This window comes from Leucobacter sp. L43 (genome assembly GCF_016597785.1).
In the GTDB taxonomy this organism is placed as follows: domain Bacteria; phylum Actinomycetota; class Actinomycetes; order Actinomycetales; family Microbacteriaceae; genus Leucobacter; species Leucobacter alluvii.
Genome location: NZ_JAENJG010000001.1, coordinates 1,876,488 through 1,900,714, shown reverse-complemented (window position 1 = coordinate 1,900,714; position 24,227 = coordinate 1,876,488). Strand labels below are relative to the sequence as shown.

Below are 24,227 nucleotides of genomic sequence, written 5' to 3'. Positions count from 1 at the left end.
CATATGATGAGTGGTCTGTCCACACCACCGTTTCAGGGAGACCGACTTCTTATGCGATCCGCTCCAGCACACCCTCTGCGCCTCCTCCCAGTCGCGCTCGCCGCGCTGCTCCTCGCCGGCCTCGCGCTCATCCTCAATCCGCAACCGGCCCGGGCCGCGAGCTCGCAGTTCGCCATCGCCGGCACGCACAGCGTCGGCGAGGTGAGCCGCACCGCAGTAGTCGACGACGCCCGCCAGCGCGTCTACGTGACCGTCGACGGCGACTCCGCGGAAGGACCGCTCAGCCGGATCGCGTGGTTCGACATGCAGACCGGATCTCCTGCCGCCGAGAGCATCGACCTGCCGCAGGCAGAGCCAACGGACATCGCGCTGAGCGCCGACGGTGCCAGCCTCTACGTGCTGCACAACCGATCGGGCACCATCAGCATCGTCGACCTCGAGTCGGCCGACCACGAGGTGCGCGAGATCGGAGGGGTGCCCGCCTTCCCGAGCGGCGTGGTCGAGGATCGCGACACCGGAATGCTCTACGTCTACGATTCGAGCGCCCTCACCCGTGTCGACGTGGCAACGGGCGCCGTCTCCGCGCCGATCGCGATCAGCACCGAGCGCTACCCCCTGATCAAGGACGCGGTCTACGACTCGACGAACCACATGATCTGGATCGCCGAGGGGCGCGCCAAGGTGATCACCGGCTACAGCACCATCACCGGCACCTGGGTCGATTCGCTCGCCTTCCCCGTCTCCGCTCTCGCCGTCGAGGGGGAGCCGGTGGGGGGCCGCGCCGCGGCGCTGGCGATGGATGAGGGCCTCGGCGAATTGCATATCGCCGTGTCGCCGACGCTCACCGATTCGTGGGACCGCACGAAGGTGGTGAGCCTTCGCGTCGCAGACGGCCGCTTCGTCGGCACGCCCATCGAGGTGGGTGAGAACGTCTACGAGATGACCGTCAATCCGACGACGCACGAGGTCTTCACGACAGACGGATTCTCGAACACCGTCTCCGTCATCAGCCCGGATACCTGGACCGCGCAGACGGCCGTCGATTTCACCGCTGCCGGAGTGACCGCCGGCACCGGCGCCGGGAATGCCGATACATGGGGGCTCGACGTGAATGCCGATGGCACGCGGGCCTACATCAGCCACCCGTACTCCGACAGGCTGAGCGAGCTCGTTCGAACGGGCGACCTGGTGACCCCGATGATCCGCGAGGAGACTCCCGGTCAGGGCGACACCGAAGAGCCCCCGGGCGAGCAGGCCCCGTGGGAGGGTCCGGAGGCGCCAGCGGCGAGCCCGGCACCCGCCGGCGCGTCGGAGACGAGTGACGGCGGCCTGGCGTGGGCGCTCAACGAGTACATGCTGGCCTGGTCACCGAGACCGCTCGGAGCCACCACGCATGAGAACGCGGAGTTCGGGTTCGCCGACGGATCGGGCTGGTACGACACCGTGAGCGGCGCGGCCGACATCGTCTGGAACGACGGCATCTTCGTGCAGCACTACCCGGGCCTCGCGCCCGAGGTGAGCACCACCCTGGGCAACCCCCGCCTGCAGATCGCCGCCGACGGCACGGGATCGCTGACCTTCGATGCGGCGTGGAAGGTGTCCGGCGAACTCGCGAGCGACGGCTATCGACGAGTCGCTCTCGCGACGTTCTCCGACGCGGTGATCACGCGTGAGGGAGACCGACTCTCACTGACCGCAACCCCTGACTTCACCGGGCGCGCGCTCGAACTCAACGGACGCACCTACCCGGACTCCTACCCCGCAGACTTCGTGCAGTGGCTCGATCCGCAACTGCAGCCCTGGTGGTTGACCACCGGTGCAGCGATGGACTCCGAGAAGGTGCCGCTGCCGTTCTCCGTGACCGCGACGGTCGTCGAAGCCGCGGCTGGAGCCGATGCCGACACCGGTGCCGAGGGAGCCGCAGACGGCGCGGGGACGGCCACCGGAGCCGCAGACGGCGGCGTCGACGGTGCCGGCGAGGCGGGTGCGGTCGAACCGGGTGCGTCGACGGGTGCCCCGGCGCGTGCTGCTGCGCAGACGGCCGGTTCTCCTGAACTGGCCGCGACGGGGGCCGACACCGCACCGTTGGCCGGGCTCGCGGCCTCCCTCGCGCTCGCCGGGGTCCTCGTGCTGGGCGCACGCGCCGCTCGCCGCACCACGCGCTGAGATCGCACCGATCAGGGCCGGCCTCGCGACTCGTCCGGGTCCGGGGCCGGCTCAGCGGAGTCACCCGCGATGCTCTCCACGCGGCGGCCGAACGTCGCCGGGTCGACCGGACGCAGGCGCTGGGGCAGCTTCTCGACCACGAGCAGGTACGACTCGGTCACCAGATCGTCGAGCATCTCGGGTTCGAGTGCCCCTCCCCCCGTGAGGGTGATCCAGTGCTTCTTGTTCATGTGGTAGCCCGGATTGATCTCGGCGTAGGCCTCGCGCAGCGCCGTCGCGTCGGCGGGGGCGGCCTTGAGCGTCACGATGGGCGTCTCACGCAGATCGGACACCAGCATGAAGACTCTGCCGCACACCTTGTAGACGTCGAACTCGGGGCCGAACGGGTGCTCGAGTGCGGCCCCCGGCAGCTCGTTCGTGCGCGCCGCGGCTCGCTCCTGCAGCACCAGACCGTCCATGGGTCGATTCTCGCGCACCCCGTCGATGCTCGCCAGCGTCGGCGCGCACTCACGCGTTCAGGACGGTGATCCGCGCGTTCAGAGTTTGCATGGAAATTGCAGAGGCGGACCGCCCGCAACTAGTCTGATGTAAGCAAGGCTGTCCTAAGTTGCACGAGCGACCGAGTCGGAGTCGCCTCGTCCCCGCCCCTTTCGATTCAGGATCCACCGCATGCCACCAGCCAGTCCAGCATCTGCGTCGCGCGAACCCGTGACCCTGCGCGGCGAGCATCTCGATCTCGCGTACGGCAAGACCGACGTGGTGCGCGACGTGTCGATCACGCTGCGGCCCGGATGCGCGACCGCCCTCGTCGGGCCGAACGGCAGCGGCAAGTCCACACTGCTGCGCGCGCTCGCCCGTCTCCACCCGGCGCCCAGCGGCGCGGTGACGATCAGGGCCGCCGGGACCTCAGACGCCCGCCCCGTCTCGCTGCTCACCGCCCGCGAGTTCGCCCACGAGGTGACCCTCTTCTCGCAGTCGCGCCCAGCTCCGCAGGGACTGACCGTCGGTGAAGTCGTCGCCTTCGGCCGCCATCCGCACCGTCGCCGCTTCGCCGGCCTCACCGAAACCGATCGACGGGCGATCGATCATGCGCTCGGTGCCACGGGCGTGCGCGACATGGCCACCCGCCCGGTCGGCGAACTCTCGGGCGGCGAGATGCAGCGCGTGTGGCTCGCGGCATGCGTCGCGCAGGAGACCGGCGCGGTGCTCCTCGACGAACCCACCAACCACCTCGACCTGCGCTATCAGATCGAAACACTCGACCTCGTGCGCGATCTCGTCGAAGAGACCGGTGTCGCCGTCGGCATCGTGCTCCACGATCTCGACCACGCCGCGCGCGTCGCCGACCACCTGATCCTGATGGATCACGGGCGCATCCGCGCTTCGGGCGCCCCGGCCGACGTGCTCACCGCTGAGCACCTCAGCGAGGTCTACGGCATCCCCGTCGAGGTCGACGTCGACGAACTGACCGGTCGCGTGCGCGTCGACCCGATCAGCAGGCACGCGCCTCGATCGCCCAGCGCCGGAAGCCCTGCCGGCATCCCCCACGTCTCGTTCACTCCAGCCACCCCCTCCGAGAGGAACCCCGCATGATCCGTACTCTTCGCACCGCAGCCGCGGCCGCGGTCGTCACCGCCGTCGCGTTCACCGCAGCCGGTTGCGGCACGACCTCTGTCGAGGGAGGCGCCGACGACGCGCCTCAGGCGACATCAGAGGCCTGCCAGAACGACTCGACCACGACGTCGACCGGTCCGATCGAGATCACCGACGGCGTCGGTCGCACCGTGCAGCTCGACGCACCGGCCGAGCGCATCGCGGTGCTCGAATGGCAGCAGGCCGAAGACGCGATGACGCTCTGCGTCGCGCCCGTCGCGGTCTCCGACCCCGAGGGGTACGCCACGTGGGTGAGCGCGGAGAAGCTTCCCGAGGACGTGGTCGACCTGGGCACCCGAGGCGAGCCCGATTTGGATGCGCTCTACGGCGCGAAGCCCGACCTCATCATCGTCGAGGCCTTCGAGGCCGACGCCGATATCGTGCAGACGCTCGAGCAGGAGAGCGATGTGCCCGTTCTCGTGACGGTCGGAGCCGACACGAAAGACCCGATCGGCAACATGAAGAACGTGTTCACGCTCATCGCCGAGGCCACGGGCCGCACCGAGCGCGCCGAGGCGGTGCTCGCCGATTTCGACCAGCACCTCGCCGACGCGAAGGAGGAGGTCGCCACCGCCGACCTGCCCACGACCGACTTCGTCTACTTCGACGGCTGGATCGAGGGCAGCAACCTCGTGATCCGCCCCTACGGCGAGGGCGCGCTGTTCACCGCCTTCGGCGAAGAGCTCGGCCTCACCCCGGCGTGGTCGGACGACATCGACCAGGCGTACGGCAACGGCGGGGTGGATCCCGCCTACGGCCTCGCGCAGACCGATCTGGAAGGCCTGACGGCCGTCGGCGATGCGAACCTCTTCTACACGGAGGAGGGCGGCTACACCGACGAGCTCGAGAAGAGCGCGATCTGGAACTCGCTCCCCGCCGTCGAGGAGGGCCGTGCGCGCGCATTCCCCTCCGGGGTTTGGGGTGCGGGCGGTCCGCTCTCGGGCCAGCAGGCCGTCGACGCATTCGTCGACGCGATCCTCGAGAAGTAGCGGACACAGGAACGCGATGGCGACGAGCACCGCTCCCGTGACCGCGGGGCCGCGAGGACCCGCGGTCACGGATGCCGGCACCACTGGGTCCCAGGGCCCGAGGCCGCAGGGACCCGGCCTGCGGAATCTGGGCCTGCGCGGTGGAGCGAGCGGTGTCGCGGTGCTCGTCGCACTGGCGGTCGGCGTCGTTGCCGTCGGCGCCTGGCACATCACCCAGGGAACCTCGGGCGTCGGGGTCTGGGACCTCATGCGCTACGCGGGCGGCGCCCGAGAATCGGTGAACGGCGTCCCGGTGGGCGACGTGCTCACCGGTTCCCGGCTGCCGCGTCTCGCGGCCGGCATCGCCGTCGGAGTCGCGCTCGGAGTCGCAGGCGCGCTGCTGCAATCGATCACGCGCAACCAGCTCGCCTCTCCCGACACGCTCGCGGTGACCGCGGGTTCGTACTTCGCGCTCACTGCAGTCGCGGCCTTCGGGCTGTCGCTGCCCATGTGGGCGTCTGGCGGCGTCGCCTTCGTCGGCGGTCTCGCGGCAGCCGCGCTCGTGCTCACCCTCGCCGGCAGTACCGCTGGTACCGGCACAACCAGACTGATCCTCGCCGGTTCTGCGCTCGCGATGGCGCTCGATGCCGGCACCGCGATGCTGCTGATCCTGTTCAAGGAGAACACCACCGGCCTCTTCGCCTGGGGCAGCGGATCTCTGGCGCAGCTCAACATCGACGCCTCGTTGCGCGCCATCCCCCTCATCGTCGTCGTGCTCGCGGTGGCGCTGCTGCTCGCGCGCCGACTCGACGTGCTCGGCCTCGGCGACGACACCGCCTCCGCGGTCGGGGTGCCGATTCGCGCCACCCGACTCATCTCGGTGACCTGCGCCGTGCTGCTCACGAGCACCGCCGTCATGCTGGCGGGGCCCATCGCCTTCGTCGGACTCGGAGCACCCGTGCTCGCACGGCTCATCGCCGCGAAGGTGCGGCCCGTCGCACGGCACGTGCTGCTCATCCCGGTCTCCGGCCTGCTCGGCGCGCTCCTCATCCTCCTCGCCGATGCCGGGCTCCGCGCGATCCTCGGCGCGGAGGGTGCGACGTCCGTGCCCACAGGAATTCCGACCGCGCTGCTCGGCGCCGTGGTCATCGTGGTGCTCGCGCTCCGCATGCGAGACGCGGGGGGCGTGCGGAACCCGCCCCAGGCGAAAGCCCCCGGGCGTTCCCGCCGCCGTCTCGGCGTCGTCATCGCCATCGCCGGGGTGCTCCTCGTCGCCGCCGCGATCGTCGGGCTCCTCGCGGGCAGCCTGTGGCTGCGAACGGGCGACCTCGCACTCTGGCTGCAGGGAGCCGCTCCCGACCTGGTCACGCGCGCCATCGACGAACGCGTTCCGCGCGTGGCCGCTGCGCTGCTTGCGGGCGCGGCGCTCTCGCTCTCCGGCTGCGTCGTGCAGTCGACCGTGCGCAACCCGCTCGCGGAGCCCGGACTGCTGGGAATCACGGCGGGTGCCGGGCTCGGCGCCGTGATCGCCGTGACCAACGGGGGCGGGCGACCGCTGCTCGTGGTGCTCGCCCTCGCCTTCGGCCTCGCCACGTTCGCGCTCATCGCAGTGCTCTCCTGGCGCGGCGGCATGCTGCCCGATCGCTTCGTGCTCATCGGCATCGGCTGCGGGTACGGCCTGACCGCGCTCACCACGTTCCTGCTGCTGCGCGCCGACCCCTGGAACGCCCCGCGCATCCTGACGTGGCTCTCCGGCACCACCTACGGGCGGTCGCTCCCGGACGTGCTGCCCGTCGCGATCGCGCTGGTGATCGCCCTGCCGATCCTCATCGGGCTGCGCCGCCATCTCGACCTGCTCGCCATCGACGAGGACACCCCGCGCATTCTCGGCATCGGGCTCGAGAAGACGCGCTTCTCGCTGCTCGCCATCGCAGCCGCACTCGCGGCGGTCAGCGTGGTGGCGGTCGGAGTCATCGGCTTCGTCGGACTCGTCGCCCCGCACCTGGCGCGCGCCATCGTCGGCGCCAGGCATACGCGTATCATTCCCGTCTCCATGCTGCTCGGCGGCCTGCTGGTCTGCGTGGCCGACACCCTCGGGCGCACCCTCATCTCGCCCGCCCAGCTGCCCGCCGGGCTGATGCTCGCACTCATCGGCGCCCCATACTTCGTGTGGCTGCTGCGGCGCTCAGCCTGAGGCGGGGGCGCACCCCGCTCAGCCGGTGATGGCCTCGCCGAGGAAGTCCTCGATGAGCGCCGCGACGAGCGCCGGCTTCTCCGCGACGAGACCGTGCGTCGTGCCGGGGATGAGGCCGAGGCGCGCGTTCGGCAGCGCCGCGGCGATGCGCAGCGCGTGGAGCGGTCGCACCGTGTCGCGGTCGCCGGCGAGCACCAGCACCGGCGAGGTGGCGCGCGCGAGGTCGGTCGGGTCGATGTGCGGCTCGGTCGTCCAGAGTCGCATGCACTTCTCCCAGACGGCGTCGGCGTGGGCGGCGCCATCGGGCGACAGGCGCTCGAAGGCTTCGCGCTCGGGGCTCACGCGATCCTGCGCTTCGGGGCCGTGCACCGCGCCGCCGGCCGGCGGCAGTGCCGGCAGGATCGGCCCGTTCACCGCCTGGTCTCGGTCGTAGGCCGAAGGGTCGAGGTTCGCACTGATCGCGGTCAGCGTGCGCACTCGTTCCGGATGCTGCATTGCGAGGAGCAGCCCGATGATCGCTCCGTCGCTGTATCCGACGATGTGGGCGTCGGCGAGATCGTGCGCGTCGAGATAGGCGAGCGCATCGGCGACCCCGCTTTCGTAGGAGTAGCCCCCGGCGATATCCGCGGAACGACCGTGCCCGGGCCGCTCGTAGGCGTGCACGCGGCGCGATGCGGCGAGCGCGCCCGCGATCGGGGCGAGCGACTCGAGCGAGCAGAAGCCGCCGTGGAGCATCACGACGGGCTCGCCCGTGCCCGTGACCTCCTCGTACAGGGCGACGCCGCCGATGCGCACGTTGGCCATTCCCCGTCCCTCCCGTTCGCGTGGGCGTCTACTGCCAGTTCCGGGCGAGGCGGCGCAGCTTGCGCCCACGCCAGCGCCACATCAGGGCGAGCACCGGGCGGAAGAGGGGTGCGATCGCGCCGCCGATGTGCAGCTCATCCGTCCAGACCGCACGGTGCTCCGAGGCGCGGGATCGCGAGATCGTCATCTCGTGCCGCCACTCGGCGAGCAGTGCGAGCGGTCCCGTGAGCGGACGACCGTGATCGCGCATCGTACGGGGCCAGTCGGCGCCCGCGGCCGAGGGAAGATCGGTGATCCGGATCATCTGGGCGCCGCCCGGCAGCGCGCCGAAGACGCGCAGCCGCGCGCGCATCTCGGTGCCAGTGGTCAGCGCTTCCGGAAACGCGCGTTCGGGCTGCATGACGAGGAACGGCGCGTACAGCTCGGCCGCGACGCTCGGGTCGTGGAGCGCGCGCCAGGCGACGTCAGGCGGGCAAGCGGCTTCGAACTCGGTGCGGATGCGCATGCATCCCAGTCTGCACCCCGCGCATGCGAGCGGGCCGGAGGCGCATCCCCCGACCCGCTCGCAGCACCGCGACGAGAGCGCTATTCGGCGACGAAGAAGAGTCGCTTGTTCGCGAACTCCCCGATGCCGATCGGACCCATCTCACGGCCGAAGCCCGAGCGCTTCACGCCGCCGAACGGAATCTCAGCCGACTCCGCGGCGATGATGTTCACGTGACTCATGCCGGTCTCGAGTCGCGAGGCGACCCGAGTGGCGCGGGCTTCGTCGGTCGAGAACACCGAACCGCCCAGCCCCAGCGCGCAGTCGTTCGCGAGCTCGAGCGCCTCCTCGTCGCTCGACACCCGGTACACCGTGGCGACCGGCCCGAAGATCTCCTCGCCGTACGACTCGGAATCCCGCGGCACGTCGACCAGGACCGCTGGCGAGTAGTACGCGCTCGGCCCCTCGGAGAGCGTGCCGCCCGCGAGCAGCCGCGCCCCCTCGGAGACGGCCTTCTGCACCTGCGCGTCTACGGTCTCCGCAGCTGTGCGCGACGAGAGCGGCACGTACTGGCCCTCCTGGAGATCGAGCTGGTCGCCCGGCTCCAGGCCCTCGGCGAGTCTCACGAGCTCAGCGACGAACTCATCGTAGATGTCGTCCATCACGATGAGGCGCTTGTTCGAGTTGCACACCTGGCCGGCGTTGTAGACGCGGAAATCCCACGCCTGCTTCGCGACATCGGCCACATCGGCGGAGTCGAGCACGACCATCGCGTCGATGCCGCCGAGCTCGAGCACCGCCTTCTTCAGATGCGATCCGGCCTGCGCGCCGATGATCGCTCCAGCGCGCTCGGAGCCCGTGAGCGACACTCCCTGCACCCGCGGGTCGGCGATGATCGTCGCGATCTGATCGTGCGAGGCGAACACGTTCTGGTATCCGCCGACGGGAACGCCGGCCTCTTCCATGATCTCCTGGATCGTCAGCGCAGAACGCGCGCAGACGTCGGCGTGCTTGAGCAGGATCGTGTTGCCGAGCACCAGGTTCGGCGCTGCGAAGCGCGCCACCTGGTAGTACGGGAAATTCCACGGCATCACGCCGAGGAGCGCGCCCACCGGCAGGTGCTCGATGTACGCCTTCCCCGGAATCGTGCTCGGGATCTCGTAATCGGTGATCAGGCTCGGACCGTGCACCGCGTAGTAGTCGATGATCTGGGCCGCGAACTCCACCTCGTCGATCGATTCGGCGATCGACTTGCCCATCTCCAGCGCGATCAGACGAGCGAGCTCGTCCTTGCGCTCGATGAACAACTCGGCGACCCGTTTGACGACAGCGGCGCGCTCTTGCACGCTCCGCTCCCGCCATTCCCGGTATACGGCGTCGGCGCCCGCGAGCGCCTCCTCGATCTGCGCATCGGTCGCGGCCTCGAACGTCTCGAGAACCTCACCCGTGGCAGGATTCTGCACCCGGTACTTGGACATGGTTATCTTTCCTCCAGATAGGGCGGCGCGTCGACGCGCCAGGATCCGCATGAGATCACGCGGCTCCGCGTCCCACTGTACCCACGCCCCTCGGGAATGCGTGCGCGGCGGACCTCGCCGGGAGTCATCCTCTCGGGGGAGGCGGTGCGCCGCGAACCTGCTTAGGCTCGAACCATGGAACCCCAGGCCCTCATCATGATCATGACGATCGCCGTTCCCGGCGTTGTCGCCGCCGTCGTCACCGCGCTCAACGCGAAGCGCTGGAACATCGCGATCCGCGCTCAGCGCGCCCGCCGCTCCGCGATGCAGCGCGACGACGCGACGACTCACACGGGGTAGGGCTCGCCCCGCAGCAGTTCCGCGAGGTGCGCGGCATTGGCCGCCGCTATGCGGATGGTCGTCGCCACCGCCTCCGGCGTCTCGTCGAGCTCGCGGTAATCCGTGCCGCCCATCGCCTGACCGTTCCAGTAGACCGAGGACTGCGTCGGAATCGTGAAGCCGGTGTCCCCGAGTGCCTGCGCGAGAATGCCGCAGATGTGGTGCGCGCCGTCCTCGTTGCCGACGACAACGGGAATCGCGACCTTGCCGAAGAGGGTGGGACGACCCGATGCGTCGGTCGCGGAGATCTCGGCGTCGAGCCGCTCGAGCACGCGCTGCGCGACGCTCGAGTGCTGCCCCAGCCACGTCGGCGTCACGAACACGAGCACGTCGGCCTGCAGCACCGCCTCCCTGATCTCGGGCCAGGCGTCTCCCTCACCCATGTCGTTCTCGACGCCGGGGAGGATCCGGTGATCCACCGCGCGGATCGACGAGCCCTGCACCCCGTGCTCCTGCAACTGCTGCAGCACCTGCCCGCCGAGCACGTCACCACTCGAGGGCTGGGGCGACGGCTTCAGCGTGCAGTTGATGAGCAGCGCCCTGGGAGCGGCGATCAAGGATTCGTTATGGGCATCAAAGGTGGTTTCGTATCCTGACATGGGCCGAGACTACGGGCGGGCGCCGAGACGGCATCAGGGGGTTTCGCATTCTGCGCGCTCGCGCTAGCCGTGGCCCCGGATCGCGGCATCCCGCCGAAAGCGGCATGATCCTCCGCAGTTCAGCGTCCTGCAGTCACGGCACTTTCACGGCTGCCACCGCTAGTTTCAGTACTCATGGACGACAGACCCGGTCATAGTACGAAGCTCACCCTTTCAGCGCGCGTTGGGGGTGAGCGATGACAGGGGAAATCTGGGGCCTCCTCGCGGGGGTCCTCTTGACGCTCGGCACGGGCGTCTTCGTGGCGTCCGAGTTCGCACTCGTGAACCTGGACCGGCCGGAGCTCGAGCAGCGCCGCACGCGCGGCGAACGGCGACTCGGGCCCACCATCTCGGCGCTCAAGATCACGTCGACCCACCTCTCGGCGGCGCAGCTCGGGATCACGCTCACGACGCTGCTCGCCGGGTACACCTTCGAGCCGGCGATCAGCGCGCTGCTGCGCGGTCCGCTCATGAACGCGGGGGTGCCAGAGGCGGGCGTCGTCGGCGTCGGCGCGGTCGTCGCGATCACGCTCGCCACACTGTTCTCGATGATCTTCGGCGAGCTGATTCCGAAGAACTTCGCACTCGCGGTGCCGCTTGCGACCTCAAAGGTCGTCATCCCGCTGCAGATCGCGTTCACCTTCACCTTCCGCCCCGTGGTCGCACTGCTCAACGGCACCGCCAACCGGCTGATCCGCTCGATGGGCATCGAACCGAAGGAGGAGCTCTCCGGGGCGCGCACCGCTGAAGAGCTGAGCTTCCTCGTGCGCCGCTCGGCGCTCGAGGGATCCCTCGACCACGACGAAGCCACCATGCTGCACCGCACCCTCTCCTTCTCGTCCCGCACGGCAGAAGACGTGATGACGCCCCGCGTCGTCGCCGAGATGCTGCCCCGCACCGCGTCCGCGGCCGAAGTCGTCGCGCGCAGCGTCGAGACCGGCCACTCCCGGTACCCGGTGTTCGATGAGAGCGTCGACGACATCGTGGGCATCGTGCACGTGAAGTCGGCCTACGCGGTCGACTTCGATCGCCGCGACTACACCTCCGTGTCGGAATTCATGTCAGAGCCCGTTCGCGTCCCGGAAGCCGCGGGAGTGGCCTCGCTGCTCGAGGTGCTGCGGCAGCGCAGCTACCAGATGGCGGTCGTCGTCGACGAGCACGGAGGCACCGCAGGGGTCGTGACGCTCGAAGACCTCGTCGAGGAGCTGCTCGGAGAGGTGCGCGACGAACACGACGCACTCCTCGAAGACGTCGTGGTGAGCGGCGATGAGATCTTCTTCCCCGCCTCGCTGCGCCCCGACGAGCTCTGGGACCGGCTCGCGATCCGCGTGCCGGAGAGCGAAGAGTACGAGACCGTCGCCGGGTACGTGCTCGAAACCCTGGAGCGCATCCCCGACCTCGGAGAGGAGCTCGCGCTGGCCAACGGCACGCTGCGCGTCGAGGAGTTCGACGGCTCGCGCATCACGCGGTTGCGGTACGCCACATCCGATCGCGAGAGCGACCCAGCGTTCAATACGCGCACCAAGGTGATGGACGCCTTCGAGCAGGGCCGCCAGCCCGCGCAGCCGGGCCGGACCGATCAGCAGAACCGACGCCAGGGAGTCGAACGATGAACGAGTATCTTCCCGGGCTCATCTGGCTCGTCGTGCTCCTCGTGGTGAACGCGTTCTTCGTCGGCGCCGAGTTCGCCGTCATCTCCGCTCGGCGGTCGCAGATCGAACCGCGCGCCGCAGCGGGCAGCAAGGCCGCCAAGACGACGCTCTGGGCCATGGAGCACGCCACCCTCATGCTGGCGACGAGCCAGCTGGGCATCACCGTCTGCTCGCTCGTCATTCTGAACGTCTCGGAGCCGGCGATCCACCACCTGCTCGAGATCCCGCTGCTCGCATGGACGGGGCTCACCGCGGAAGCCGTATCCGTCACGGCGTTCATCGTCGCACTGCTGCTCGTCACGTTCTTGCACGTCGTCTTCGGCGAGATGGTGCCGAAGAACCTCGCGTTCTCGGTGCCGGATCGCGCTTCGCTCCTGCTCGCCCCGCCGCTGGTCTTCGTGTCCAAGGTGGTCGGGCCCGTGATCCGGTCGCTCAACTGGATCGCCAACGGCTTCCTCCGCCTCTGCGGCGTGCAGCCGAGAGACGAGGCGAACACGGCGTTCACCATCGACCAGGTCGCGAGCATCGTCGAGCAGTCGACCCGCGAGGGAACCCTGGAGGATACGAGCGGGACGATCTCCGCCGCGTTCGAGTTCACCGAGAAGCACGTCTCCGATGTCGAGGTGCCGCTCGACGCCCTCGTGCGACTGCCCCTCGATGCGACCCCGCGCCAGGTGCAGCAGGCGGTGTCCGAGCACGGCTACTCGCGCTACGTGCTGCACTCCGCCGACGGTCAGCCCGAGCGCTACCTGCATCTCAAGGACATTCTCGACCTCTCCTCCGCGGCGGAGATCGACGCCCCGATTCCTTCGAGCCGCGCGCGCGACCTGCCCACCGTGGCGGCGGGCGCCGAGGTCGAGGACGCACTCGAGCTGTTGCGCGAGCGCGGTGCGCACATCGCTCGCGTCGGCTCAGAGGCGGGCGGCTTCACCGGTGTGCTCTTCTTGGAGGACATCGTCGAGGAACTCGTGGGCGAGGTCGAAGACACCGCGCACGCGCTGTAACCACCGCGAAGTCCCCGCGATCCGAGTGGATCGCGGGGACTTCTGCGACGAAAGCGCGTTTCGTGCTCTGTTCCTGTGAGGAGAGCGCACGAAACGCGCTTTCGGTGGGCATGTGTCTGCGCGCCCGCGGCCGGCTCAGGCCGAAGCGACCACCACGATCGGATCGGTGGTCGGGGCGCCCGTGGGCGACCCGCCGCGATCCTCGACCGTCACCGCGAGCGCATCGCCGGGCGTGAACCCCTCGGCGAGCACCGCAGCGCCGCCGTTCGCGTCGGCATGCATGACGCCGAGCGAGATGGGCTGATCGCCGCGTACGAGCCACACCTCGTAATCGTGATTCTCGGGCGCCGCCTCCATGCCGTCCGTCATGAACACGGCCTGCTGCGTGGAGTCCGACCAGTGCAGCGTCGCTTCCGCCGATCCGACGCTGACCGTCGTCGACTGCGAGTCGGGCGCCGACTCGACCTGCTGCAGGGCGACCGAAACGGGATCCTGCGGGGCCACGATTCCACCCATCGGCAGCGCGAGCGCGATCGCGAGCAGCACCGCGACCGACGCCGCAAGCCCGAACCAGGCCGCCTTGCGGCGCGAACGCTTGAACGCCAGCTCCGGATCATCCGGCTCCTCGATCAGCTCCGGCACCAGATCGCCCGGGCGGGCGGGCGTCGGTCGAGGCGTCGGAGTCGCCTCCGCGCGGGGTTCGGGCTCGTGACCGGCCTCGAACTGCGGCGAGCGCGCGATCAGATCGAGGATCGCGGCGCGGGCTCCAGCGGGCGGCGCGACCTCGGGCGTCGAAACGGCGATGGCCGCGACCGTCTCGCGATCCTCGTCGACGACCTCGAGCCATTCTGGATGAGCCGCCAGCGCCTCCGAGAAGCTCTGCTCCTCTTCCGGGGAGAGCGCATGCAGGGCGCGGGCAGCGGAGAGCTCGCGGAACTGTTGCTCGTTCATCGCGTCGCCTCCATTTCTTTCCTGAGACGGGTCAAACCGTCTCGAATTCTTGATTTGATGGTGCCGAGCGGCGCTCCGAGGAGCACGGCGATCTCGCTCTGGCTGTACCCGCCGAAGTAGGCGAGCACGATCGCGCGGCGCTGAGGCTCGGGGAGTTCGCTGAGGCCGTGCACGGCACGCGTGCCGTCGATCATGAGCTCCACCTCCTCATCGACTGCCGGCTGCGCTTCCGCCAAGTCGCGCGTACCGGCGGCGAGGTCCCTGCGACGGGACGCCTGCGAGGCGCGGACACGATCCACCGCTCGCCGGTGGGCGATCGTGAGGAGCCACGTGCGAGCCCGGCCCCGTTCCGGATTGAACGAATCCGCGGTCTGCCACGCTTCGAGGAAGACCTCCTGCAGTACCTCCTCGCTCTGCGACCGGTCGACCAGGACCCTGAGGATCAGACCGAACACTCGGGCCGAGAGCAGATCGTACAGCTCGGCGAAGGCGCGCTGGTCTCCCACCGCGGCGCGTGCGAGCGCCCTATCCGCCGGATCGACGCTCGCGCCGTCCTCCGGTATTTCCACCCCGTCAATGACCATCACACTCAGCATGCCTCATTCACCTCCACTCTGCCTTCGTCTCGTGCCTCGAGTCCAAATCCGTTATGCGATCGGGGCCTACCCGAAGGTGAACGAGTAGACCTGCACGCCCTGGGGAACCTGCACATCGAGCGTGCCCTCGGCCGGATCATCCGCCTCCACCACTCGGTAGGAGCGCGGCGTTCCGTCGATCTCGATGGATCGGGTGCCACCGCCCTCGACCGCGACCTCGATCGTGCCGCTGCCCGCGATGACGGCTCGCACCTCCTGGCCGCGGTAGTCGAGGCGGATGTTCGTCTCCGAATCGTCGGTCGGAGTCACGTACTGCGTCTCGATCGTCCACTTGCCGTCGAGCGCGAACGTGTCCTGCTTCTGATCCTTCGGGAACTCGTACTCGCCCTCACCGGCCCGGTAGTCGCCGGGGCCCGCGAAGTTGCGGTCCTTGGACGAGCCGAGGAACGTCTCAGGGCTGGTGCTGCCGACCTCCGGCGTCGCATCCGAGATGTTGGTCTCAGCGGGCAGCTCCTCGTCGGGATTCGCATCCTCGAGCAGTTCTCGCATGAGCTTCTCGGTGGTCTCGTAGTTGCCCTCGCCGAACGAGATGTGTCGCACCGTGCCCTCCGCATCGATCAGGTAGTGGGCGGGCCAGTAGCGGTTGCGGTAGTTCGTCCAGGTCGAGAGATTGTTGTCCATGGCGACCGCGTACTCGATGCCGAAGTCCTTGATGCCGGCCTCGACGTTCGACTGCTCCTTCTCGAATGCGTACTCGGGCGAGTGGACGCCGATCACCTTCAGTCCCTTGTCGCCGTACGCCTCATCCCAGGCGACCACGTGCGGGATCGAGCGCTGGCAGTTGATGCAGGAGTAAGCCCAGAAGTCGATGAGCACGACCTCGCCCTTCAACTCGTCGAGATCGAGCGCCTCGCCGCCCTCCGTGTTCAACCAGGTGTCGATGCCCTTGATCGAGGGCGCCTTGCCGCACGACGCGAGCTCGTCGGCGTCGTTCGCGCACTTGTCGAGATCGCGGTTCTCGTCGGTGACGAGACCGCCCAGATTCAGGGCGCTCTTGCCTGCGTCGCTCTCGGCCAGATCCTTCTGGATGCCGGCCGTGTAATCGGGCAGCAGACGCTGCAGCGCCTGCGGCACGTTGAACGCGAGCCCGACGGCGAGGGCGATCAGGGCGACGCCGCCGACGATGCGCAGCGTGCGCTCCCGCTTGCGGAAGCCGCGGATGCGCTGGGCGACCTTGCTGCCGGCGAGCGCGAAGACGAGCAGCGGCAGCGCGACGCCGATCGCGAAGGAGAAGGTGAGCAGGACGGTCTCGATGCCGATCTGGCCGGTCGCACCCGCCACGATGATCGCAGCGAGCACGGGGCCGGCGCACGGCACGAATACCGTTCCGAGCGCGAGACCCATGCCGAACCCGTTGCCTCCCTCGCCGACCTTCCGGCGGGGCAGCCGCTGGAACGGCTTCTCGAGCAGCTGCTCGAACCCGGGGAAGAGCATGCCGACGCCGATGATCAGCAGAACGGCGACGCCGGCCCAGCGGATCGCGCTCTGCGGAATGTTCAACAGCCCGAGCAGCACCGATCCGAGCAGCGTCACCACGGAGAAGCTCAGCACGAGCCCCGCGATGATCCAGAACGGGCGGCTGCGCTTCGCCGGAATGACCTCCGGCGCCTTGCCCGGCGCGGCCGGCTGCGCGCCGGCCGTCAGGAAGATGACCGGCAGTACCGGGAGAATGCACGGCGAGATGCCGGTGATGAGTCCGCCGAGCAGACCGATAAGCACGATGTCCATGAGAGGCCTTCCTATTGCGAGGTACTTCGGAGCGGAGCGCCGATCGGATGGGTCTGAGGCCAGGAGAGCTCGGGTCTCGTGCGGGCCCCACTGCGGATGCCGGGCCAGCAGTTCTTGTCCGCGCGCGGGCGCGCGCGAGGGCGCACGCTCCCGCGATCCCGCGCACGGACACGACACCGCGAAGGCACCCGGAAAACTTTTTCGATCAATTTCCCATCCGACCGCGGGAGGGCTCCGAAGACGTTTACAAGCCGCGGAAATCTGCGGATCTCATCTCGAGGAGGAACCATGTTCACCAAGAAGAAGACCCTCGGCGCCGCGTTCGCAATGACGCTTGTCGGCGCCGCAATGCTCACCGGCTGCTCCATGGGAGCGTCGGACGAAGCCGCCGAAGACCAGACCACGGAGCAGATGGAAGAGACCCCCATGGAGGAGCCGGCGGAGTCGTCGGACGCCATGGATCCGGCAGCGAACCTGGTCGGCCCCGGCTGCGCGGCATACGCTGAAGCAGTGCCAGAGGGCGACGGCTCGATCCAGGGCATGTCGCAGGATCCGGTCGCAGTCGCGGCATCCAACAACCCGATGCTGAAGACGCTCGTCTCGGCGGTCAGCGGTCAGCTGAACCCTGACGTCGACCTCGTCGACACCCTGAACGGTGACGAGTTCACCGTGTTCGCACCGGTGGATGACGCCTTCGCGAAGATCGACGCCGGCACCATCGATACGCTGAAGACCGATAGCGACCTGCTCAGCAGCATCCTCACCTACCACGTGGTGCCCGGCCAGATCGAGCCGGCTGACATCGCAGGCATGCACACCACTGTGCAGGGCGCTGACCTCGAGGTGACCGGCTCGGGTGACGAGATGATGGTCAACGACTCGAACATCATCTGCGGCGGAGTCCAGACCGCGAACGCGACCGTGTACCTGGTCGACACCGTTCTGATGCCCCCGGCCAAGTAATCTCGCCGGTGCAGTAATCTCGGCGTGAGAGCCAGCGCAGTCGCGGCTCGATCGCCCGCAAGGCCAATGTGTCCGTCGCTCGCACAGGAGAGGCGGGCACATTGTTGTTCGCAGTGACACGCAGCGCCCGGGCCCCGAGGATGGAGTCCGGGCGCTGCGTCGTCTGCGGACGGCGGATGGGGACGGACGCGAGAGCGCGATCCGGCACCATTCGCACTGAGCGGCGAGCATCAACTGCGCTTTCGAGCTGGTCGCTCGCTCGGAGAGATGCCCGCGGCGGATCTCGCCGCCTTACACGCGCACGAGCATCTTGCCCACGTTCGCGCCGCGCATCATGTCGAGGAACGCGTCGACGGTGTGGTCGATGCCGTCGACGATCGTCTCGTCGTACGCGATCTTCCCAGCGGCGAACCATTCGCCCATCCGCTGCTGGAACTCGGGCGCGTGCTGCAGATGCTTGCCGACGGTGAAGCCCTCGAGCTTCAGAGCGCGTGTGATGAGATTCGCCATGTTGTCTGGCCCCGGGGTGGTCTCCGAGGTGTTGTACTCGGCGATCGCGCCGCAGAGCGCCGCGCGGCCGTCGTCGTTGAACGCATCGAGCGCCGCTTCGAGGTGGTCGCCCCCCACGTTGTCGAAGAAGACGTCGATGCCGTCGGGAGCTGCGGCGGCGAGTTGGCCGCGCACGTCGCCGTCCTTGTAGTTGAAGGCCGCGTCGTATCCGTACTTCTCGGTGAGCAGCGCCACCTTCTCAGCGGATCCCGCCGAGCCGATCACCCGCGCCGCTCCGAGGAGCTTCGCGATCTGGCCCGCCGCTGTGCCGACCGCTCCCGCGGCGCCCGAGATGAAGACGGTCTCGCCTTCGCGCAGGCCGGCGATGGCGGTGAGACCGACGTACGCCGTGAGGCCCGTCATTCCCATGATGTGGAGGCGCAATGAGAGCGGCACCCCGTCGATCTCCGGGACGACGCGGAACGTCGCTGCGTCTGCCTGCACCAGGTCCGACCACCCGTGCTGGTGGAGCACGACCGCGCCCTCTGGCACCTCGTCAGAGGCGGAGGCCACGACTCGGCCGATGGCGCCGCCCTGGATCTGCTCGCCGAGCGCGTACGGCGCGACGTAGCTGCGCGCGTCGTTCATGCGGCCGCGCATGTAAGGATCGACCGACACGAACTCGTTGCGCACGCGCACCTCGCCCGGCTGCAGTTCGCCGAGTTCGACCTGCACGGTGCGGAAGTCGTCGTGCGTTGGCCAACCGCTCGGGCGGGAGACGAGCTGAATCTGTGTGCTGACGGGTGCGGTCACGTGGAACCTCCAGAGTGTGCGGGCGATCCTGCGCCCTCGGATGCCGGCTCGGAACGAACCGGGCTATATGGAACGGTCGTTCCAATATATACTGGAACGATCAGTCCTGAAAGGCGCACTCATGGCACGTACAGCTTCCTTCGACCGCGACGCAGTCGTGCGCGCCGCGATGGACGCCTTCTGGACGACCGGCTACGAGGGCGCCGGGATCGCCGACCTCGAACGGGCCACCGGGCTGCGGCGCTCGAGCATCTACAACAGTTTCGGCTCGAAGCGCGGACTCTTCGACGCTGCCGTGGAGCAGTACCTCGACGACGTCATCCGCCCCCGCCTGGAGCCGTTGACGGCAGCGCCGGTCTCACCCGATGCCGTCATCGGCTACCTGGCAGGACTGCGCGACGCCTTCGCGGATCCCGCGTCGCTCGCCGCGCGCAGCGGGTGCATGCTCATCAACACGGCCGGCGCTCCGATCGGCGAAGACTCGGCGGTCGCCGCATCGGTCTCGGCGTACCGCGACGAACTGCGCGCAGCCCTCAAGCGCGGCATCACCGCCCGGCTCCCCCACCTCGACCCGGGTGCGGCGGATCGCCTCGCCGACGCCTGCACCGGCCAGGTGGTGGCGGCACTCGCGCTCGCCCGCATCGACCGGAGCAGTGCGACCGCGGCCGTGGATACGGCGCTCGCCCTCATCGCGGCGGCGTAGCGGCGATTGTCGGGAGCCGCTGCAAGAATGCAGCCATGCTCACCACATTCGCGGTCTCGGGGTACCGATCGCTCGTCGACCTGATCGTGCCACTCGACCGGCTCACGATCGTCTCGGGAGCGAACGGCACCGGCAAGTCCAATCTGTATCGGGCGCTGCGTCTGCTCGCGGCAGCCGGCGAGGGTCGCATCGTGGGGTCGATCGCCCGGGAAGGCGGGCTCGCGAGCGTGCTCTGGGCGGGTCCAGAGGTGTCGCGTCGCGCATCGGGTCCGATCAAGGGCGCCTCCCCGGGGCGCCCGGTCTCCCTCAGGCTGGGTTTCGGATCGGATGAGTTCGGCTACCTCACCGATCTCGGCCTGCCGCAGCTCGACCGCGGCCGCAGCTTCTTCACGCAGGATCCGGAGGTGAAGCGGGAGCAGGTCTTCGTCGGGCCGTTCGCCCGGCCGGCATCCGTCATCGTCGATCGCACGCGTGCGGCGGTGCGCGTGCGAGACGACGGATGGCGCGTGCTGCAGCAGACCCTCGGCCCCGGGCAGAGCGTGCTGCTCGATCTCGAGGACGCGACCGCACTGCCCGACACGCTCCGCTTGCGGCACCGCATGGCGCAATGGCGCTTCTACGATCACTTCCGCACCGACCGCGACGCCCGGGCCCGCGCTCCGCAGGTCGGCACGCGCACGCGGTGGCTCAGCGATGACGGTGCCGATCTGGCCGCGGTCTGGGCGACCGCGATCGAGGCGGCGCAGGATCACGATCTGACCAATGCCGTCTCCGACGCGTTTCCGGGATCGCGCGTCTCGATCGACGTCGTCAGCGGCGTGTTCCGCCTCATGCTCAGTCAGCCCGGCCTCCTCCGGCCGCTCTCGACGGCGGAGCTCTCCGACGGCACCCTGCGATACCTGCTGCTCTGCGCGGCGCTGCTGCCGGCCGATCCGCCGCCGCTGATCGTCGTCAACGAACCGGAGGCATCGCTCCACGAAAGCCTGATCCCGGCGCTCGCCTCGCTGATCGCGACCGCGGCGAACCGCACGCAGGTCGTCGTCGTCACCCACTCGAGCGTACTGCGCCGGGCGCTCGAAGACGCGGGTTCCGCCATCGAACTCGTCTCCGACGGGGACGGCACGGAAGTCGCGGGCCAGGGTCTGCTCGACGTGCCGCGCTGGGAATGGCCGAGGCGATGAGCCGGGCATCCGTGACCGTCGCCTGGGCGCGCATCGCCGTCGGCGCGATCGTCATCGTCATTCTCTGCACCACGTACTTGCAGGGCGTCGGCGGCATGAACCCATTCGATTTCTTCGGCTACTTCACGAACCTCACGAGCCTGCTCTCCGCCATCCTGCTCATCGCACTCGGTAGCAGCGGAGCGCGGAAGCGCCCAGCACCGCGCTGGGCCGCGACGGCGCGCGGGGTCGCCGTCACGTGCATGCTCATCGTCGGCGTGATCTACAACGCACTCGTACCGGGCACCGGTGCGGCGCCTCCGTGGGTCAGCGCCGTGCTGCACATCGTGTTCCCCGCGCTCCTCCTGCTCGACTGGATCGGCGTCGGCGATCGCCCGCCGCTCCCGTGGCGCCGGTTATGGCTGGTGCTGCCGTATCCGCTCGCGTGGATCGGGGTCGTACTGGTGCGCGGTGCGACCGACGGGTGGGTGCCGTACGGGTTTCTCCTCCCGGAGCGCGGCGGGGGAGCTCTCGTCGGCACGATCCTGGGGCTGCTGATCGCGCTGCTCGCGAGCGGCGCGCTGGTCTGGTCGCTGAGCCGCGTCCGGCTCTCGGCGGGCCGCCGCGAGCTCCGGATGGACTCCTGACACCCTTGCAGCATACCCCCATAGGGTATACTGTCGATGTGAAGGAGCACTCCGTCCCTCACCTCGAAGGAGCATACGCATGGCTACGACTGCATTCACCGTCACCGGAATGACCTGCGATCACTGCGAGCGCGCAGTGCGATCGGAAGTCGGCGAGATCGCTGGAGTCACCGGCATCTCGGTGAGCGCGGCCTCCGGTCAGCTCAGCGTCACGACCGCAGGAGACCCGGTCGACACCGCTGCCGTACTCGCGGCCGTCGACGAAGCCGGGTACACCGCGCAACTCGCCTGAGCCGCGCCAGGTACGTGCTGCGGCCCGCGGGCAGACCCAGTCGGCTGCACCTCGCTCTCCTCGAGAGGCCCTCCCCATGACCCTGCTGAACAGCCTCTCCCCGACCTCGTACGATCTCAAGATCGGCGGGACGACGTGCGCCTCCTGCGTCATGCACATCGGGAAGAAGCTGACGCAGCCGGTGTCGACGGCGCCGGGGAGCAGACGGGACTCGGTCAGCAGACGGGCTTCGGTGAGGCTGGAAACCCTGATGGCGTCTCACCGAAGCGCGATCTCTCACCGAGAGCCCGCGGGGAGTGCTCAGCGATTCTGCGGAGCGCTCCCAGGCCGTGTCAGTACAGTTCCTGAGAAGCAACGGGCAGGCGGCCCGAGCGTGAAGAGGAACGAGGCCGGGTGCTGCCGATCGTCGACATCATCATCGTGGTCGTGCTCATCGTCTCCACGCTCGCCGGTGTGCGTTCGGGATTCTTCTCCGTGGTCGGTGCGCTCGCCGGTCTCGTCGCGGGCGCGGCGGTCTCGCCCTGGTTGCTGCCGATCATCGCCCGCGAACTGCCCGAGAACGGCTGGCGCAGCACCGCGGTGATCGGTTCGGCGATTCTGCTGCTCGCCCTCGGCGCCTGGCTCGGCTCCGTGATCGGCTCCTTCCTGCGCCGCGGTGCAGACCGGCTCAAGCTGCGCGCGATCGAACGCCTGCTCGGCGGGGCGCTCGGCCTCGTCGCCTCGGTCACCGCAGTGGCCCTCATCGGCGCCGCCATCACAGCATCGGGCGTGCCGGGCGTCTCATCAGCGGTCGCCTCCTCGACGGTGCTGCGCACGCTGCAGCAGTGGACGCCGAAACCGCTCACCGACGCTGCCGCCCGCTTGCACGCGGCGGTGCTCGGCGACACCGTGATCCCGACGGTCGATGCACTGCTCGACTCAGACTTGAGCACGGACACCCCCGCGGCGACCATCGACACCGACGACCCAGCACTCGCCGCCTCGGCCGCCTCGGTCGCACGCATCTCGGGTCTCGCATACGGGTGCGGCACGATGCCGACGGGCACCGGCTTCGTCGTCGCCGAGGATCGCATCGTCACGAACGCCCACGTCGTCGCCGGCATCGAGACCCCGCTCGTTGAGCTGCCGGGCGAACCGGCGCGCGACGGCCGGGTCGTGTACTTCGATCCGATCGACGATATCGCGGTGATCGCTGCGGACGTCGACGCCAGCCCGCTTCCACTCGACGATTCGCTCGTGCCGGGAAGCGGAGGTGCGGTGCAGGGCTACCCGTACGGCGGTCCGTTCACGACGGTCGGCGCCGGAGTGCTCGCGACGCGCGACGCTCCGATCGCGGACATCTACGGCACGTCGTCGACGCCGCGTTCGATCCACGTGCTCTCGGCCGATGTGCGGCCCGGCAATTCGGGAGGCCCCCTCCTGACCGAGGAGGGCGGCGTCGCGGGAGTCGTCTTCGCGAGAGACACGGAGCGGGCGAGTGTGGGGTACGCGATGACCCTCGCCGAACTGCTCCCCGTGCTCGCGACGCTCGAGACGGCGACGGCGCCGGTATCGACCGGGGCCTGCCTCTCCGGCTGACGCCGCGGGCTCAGCGCCCGGGCTCCGGCCGGAGGAGCAGCTTCACGAAGGGCAGGAAGCGGTCCACGCGGTCGGGCAGGGACCCCCAGCGATCCGCCATGCCCGCCATCATCTGCGCTCCGACGTACAGCTCGTTGATGATCTCGGCGAGCAGTCGCGGCGACTCGGTCGAGGTGATCGATCCGTCGCGAATGCCCTGTTCGATCAGCATCGTGCCATTGCCCTGCCAGGTGACGTACGAGTTGTGACCGTGATCGCGGAGCGCCTCCGGCAGGGAGTCGACGAGCTGCAGGCCCGCCTGCACGAGTCGGTCGGTCGCCATGAGATCCGCGAGACGCCGGAGCATGACGATGACCGTGTCGTAACCGTTGCGGCCGACCGCGAGCTCCTCATCGAGTGCGGCGCGCATGCGTTCCTGCTGCACCGCGAGCACGGCCTCCGCGATGTCGTACTTGTTGCCGAAGTGAAAGTAGATGGACCCCTGACTCGCGCCGGCCTCATCGGAGATGTCTTTGAGCTTGGCCTGATCGTAGGAGAGCCTCGAGAAGACCCGCCCTGATGCTTCGAGCAGCGCCATACGCGTCTCGATGCCGCGCTGCTGCTTCGTGCCAGCTCCCTCGATGTGTGGTGCCAACGGCGCCCCCTCGGTATCCCTGCCTCGGCTCGAACAGCCGAACCGGTTCCAAGATAGCCGCCGCGACCACGAATACGGCCCATCGGTATGCGTGTCGAAAACCACCGCGCCCCGGCACGCCGGCGCGTGCCGGGTTCCGCGCATCAGCTCTGCCGCGACTTCCACGATCTACTACACGCGACTCGCACTGGCAA

At 69.0% G+C, this 24,227-nt stretch carries 23 protein-coding genes; 13 read left to right on the top strand and 10 right to left on the bottom strand.

Translation table 11 applies throughout. The features are described from left to right. The first annotated feature begins 51 nt into the window (after nt 1–51). Complete coding sequence (locus JE033_RS08875) at nt 52–2,166, top strand: YncE family protein (protein WP_200330849.1); 2,115 nt, start codon at nt 52–54, stop codon at nt 2,164–2,166. A gap of 11 nt (nt 2,167–2,177) precedes the next feature. Here the strand turns inward: JE033_RS08875 and JE033_RS08870 are convergent, their stop codons facing one another. Continuing rightward, the gene (locus JE033_RS08870; RefSeq protein WP_200330847.1) at nt 2,178–2,624 is read right to left on the bottom strand and encodes an MmcQ/YjbR family DNA-binding protein; all 447 of its coding nucleotides are present in this window, start codon (nt 2,622–2,624) and stop codon (nt 2,178–2,180) included. Between the two features lie 211 nt (nt 2,625–2,835). Here JE033_RS08870 and JE033_RS08865 point away from each other — a divergent pair, with 211 nt between their 5' ends. Genes JE033_RS08865 through JE033_RS08855 form a run of 3 tightly spaced genes read left to right on the top strand, consistent with a single transcriptional unit; the run spans nt 2,836 to nt 6,981 of the window. Then, nucleotides 2,836–3,759, top strand: coding sequence for an ABC transporter ATP-binding protein (locus tag JE033_RS08865; RefSeq protein WP_200330845.1), 924 nt, complete (start codon nt 2,836–2,838; stop codon nt 3,757–3,759). Continuing rightward, entirely contained in the window at nt 3,756–4,808 is a 1,053-nt protein-coding gene (locus JE033_RS08860) for an iron-siderophore ABC transporter substrate-binding protein (protein ID WP_200330842.1), read from the top strand. The genes JE033_RS08865 and JE033_RS08860 overlap by 4 nt, the downstream gene beginning before the upstream one ends. 16 nt (nt 4,809–4,824) lie before the next feature. Beyond that, the gene (locus JE033_RS08855; RefSeq protein WP_200330840.1) at nt 4,825–6,981 is read left to right on the top strand and encodes an iron ABC transporter permease; all 2,157 of its coding nucleotides are present in this window, start codon (nt 4,825–4,827) and stop codon (nt 6,979–6,981) included. A gap of 18 nt (nt 6,982–6,999) precedes the next feature. Here the strand turns inward: JE033_RS08855 and JE033_RS08850 are convergent, their stop codons facing one another. The 3 genes from JE033_RS08850 to JE033_RS08840 form a co-directional block, all read right to left on the bottom strand. Further along, nucleotides 7,000–7,785, bottom strand: a complete 786-nt coding sequence (locus JE033_RS08850; RefSeq protein ID WP_234037127.1) for an alpha/beta fold hydrolase — start codon at nt 7,783–7,785, stop codon at nt 7,000–7,002. Nucleotides 7,786–7,813: 28 nt separating this feature from the next. Then, nucleotides 7,814–8,290: a hypothetical protein gene (locus JE033_RS08845; RefSeq protein ID WP_200330839.1), complete on the bottom strand. Its 477-nt coding sequence runs from the start codon at nt 8,288–8,290 to the stop codon at nt 7,814–7,816. Nucleotides 8,291–8,370: 80 nt separating this feature from the next. Continuing rightward, on the bottom strand, nt 8,371–9,747 hold the full coding sequence (locus JE033_RS08840) for an NAD-dependent succinate-semialdehyde dehydrogenase (RefSeq protein WP_200330838.1): 1,377 nt from the start codon (nt 9,745–9,747) through the stop codon (nt 8,371–8,373). 174 nt (nt 9,748–9,921) lie between these two features. On the opposite strand from JE033_RS08840, the gene JE033_RS08835 reads away from it, so the two are divergent. Continuing rightward, nucleotides 9,922–10,086, top strand: a complete 165-nt coding sequence (locus tag JE033_RS08835) for a hypothetical protein (RefSeq protein WP_200330837.1) — start codon at nt 9,922–9,924, stop codon at nt 10,084–10,086. Here JE033_RS08835 and JE033_RS08830 read toward each other — a convergent pair. Beyond that, nucleotides 10,074–10,724, bottom strand: a complete 651-nt coding sequence (locus JE033_RS08830) for a flavodoxin family protein (RefSeq protein ID WP_200330836.1) — start codon at nt 10,722–10,724, stop codon at nt 10,074–10,076. The genes JE033_RS08835 and JE033_RS08830 overlap by 13 nt on opposite strands. Before the next feature lie 236 nt (nt 10,725–10,960). On the opposite strand from JE033_RS08830, the gene JE033_RS08825 reads away from it, so the two are divergent. Beyond that, on the top strand, nt 10,961–12,376 hold the full coding sequence (locus JE033_RS08825) for a hemolysin family protein (RefSeq protein WP_234037126.1): 1,416 nt from the start codon (nt 10,961–10,963) through the stop codon (nt 12,374–12,376). Next, complete coding sequence (locus JE033_RS08820; RefSeq protein WP_090145665.1) at nt 12,373–13,419, top strand: hemolysin family protein; 1,047 nt, start codon at nt 12,373–12,375, stop codon at nt 13,417–13,419. The genes JE033_RS08825 and JE033_RS08820 overlap by 4 nt, the downstream gene beginning before the upstream one ends. A gap of 135 nt (nt 13,420–13,554) precedes the next feature. On the opposite strand, the gene JE033_RS08815 is transcribed toward JE033_RS08820, so the two are convergent. The 3 genes from JE033_RS08815 to JE033_RS08805 all read right to left on the bottom strand — a co-directional run bounded on the left by JE033_RS08815 (nt 13,555) and on the right by JE033_RS08805 (nt 16,754). Next, nucleotides 13,555–14,370 (bottom strand): anti-sigma factor domain-containing protein, encoded by an 816-nt coding sequence (locus JE033_RS08815; RefSeq protein WP_200330835.1) that lies wholly within the window; start codon nt 14,368–14,370, stop codon nt 13,555–13,557. Next, nucleotides 14,367–14,954 (bottom strand): ECF RNA polymerase sigma factor SigK, encoded by a 588-nt coding sequence (gene sigK / locus JE033_RS08810; RefSeq protein WP_090147257.1) that lies wholly within the window; start codon nt 14,952–14,954, stop codon nt 14,367–14,369. The genes JE033_RS08815 and sigK overlap by 4 nt, the downstream gene beginning before the upstream one ends. A 78-nt stretch (nt 14,955–15,032) precedes the next feature. Beyond that, nucleotides 15,033–16,754, bottom strand: coding sequence for a cytochrome c biogenesis protein CcdA (locus JE033_RS08805; RefSeq protein ID WP_200330834.1), 1,722 nt, complete (start codon nt 16,752–16,754; stop codon nt 15,033–15,035). 288 nt (nt 16,755–17,042) lie between these two features. Here JE033_RS08805 and JE033_RS08800 point away from each other — a divergent pair, with 288 nt between their 5' ends. Continuing rightward, on the top strand, nt 17,043–17,717 hold the full coding sequence (locus JE033_RS08800; RefSeq protein WP_090145672.1) for a fasciclin domain-containing protein: 675 nt from the start codon (nt 17,043–17,045) through the stop codon (nt 17,715–17,717). A gap of 291 nt (nt 17,718–18,008) precedes the next feature. On the opposite strand, the gene JE033_RS08795 is transcribed toward JE033_RS08800, so the two are convergent. Continuing rightward, nucleotides 18,009–19,019 (bottom strand): NADP-dependent oxidoreductase, encoded by a 1,011-nt coding sequence (locus tag JE033_RS08795; protein WP_090145675.1) that lies wholly within the window; start codon nt 19,017–19,019, stop codon nt 18,009–18,011. A gap of 121 nt (nt 19,020–19,140) precedes the next feature. Here JE033_RS08795 and JE033_RS08790 point away from each other — a divergent pair, with 121 nt between their 5' ends. The 5 genes from JE033_RS08790 to JE033_RS08770 all read left to right on the top strand — a co-directional run bounded on the left by JE033_RS08790 (nt 19,141) and on the right by JE033_RS08770 (nt 23,399). Further along, on the top strand, nt 19,141–19,722 hold the full coding sequence (locus JE033_RS08790; protein ID WP_200330833.1) for a TetR/AcrR family transcriptional regulator: 582 nt from the start codon (nt 19,141–19,143) through the stop codon (nt 19,720–19,722). 35 nt (nt 19,723–19,757) lie between these two features. Beyond that, entirely contained in the window at nt 19,758–20,903 is a 1,146-nt protein-coding gene (locus JE033_RS08785; protein WP_200330832.1) for an AAA family ATPase, read from the top strand. Continuing rightward, the gene (locus tag JE033_RS08780; RefSeq protein ID WP_234037125.1) at nt 20,900–21,529 is read left to right on the top strand and encodes a Pr6Pr family membrane protein; all 630 of its coding nucleotides are present in this window, start codon (nt 20,900–20,902) and stop codon (nt 21,527–21,529) included. The genes JE033_RS08785 and JE033_RS08780 overlap by 4 nt, the downstream gene beginning before the upstream one ends. A 79-nt stretch (nt 21,530–21,608) precedes the next feature. Beyond that, complete coding sequence (locus JE033_RS08775; RefSeq protein WP_090145687.1) at nt 21,609–21,821, top strand: heavy-metal-associated domain-containing protein; 213 nt, start codon at nt 21,609–21,611, stop codon at nt 21,819–21,821. 393 nt (nt 21,822–22,214) lie between these two features. Next, entirely contained in the window at nt 22,215–23,399 is a 1,185-nt protein-coding gene (locus JE033_RS08770) for a MarP family serine protease (protein ID WP_370567929.1), read from the top strand. Between the two features lie 10 nt (nt 23,400–23,409). Here JE033_RS08770 and JE033_RS08765 read toward each other — a convergent pair whose 3' ends face one another. After that, entirely contained in the window at nt 23,410–24,033 is a 624-nt protein-coding gene (locus tag JE033_RS08765) for a TetR/AcrR family transcriptional regulator (protein WP_200330830.1), read from the bottom strand. Nucleotides 24,034–24,227: the final 194 nt, after the last annotated feature.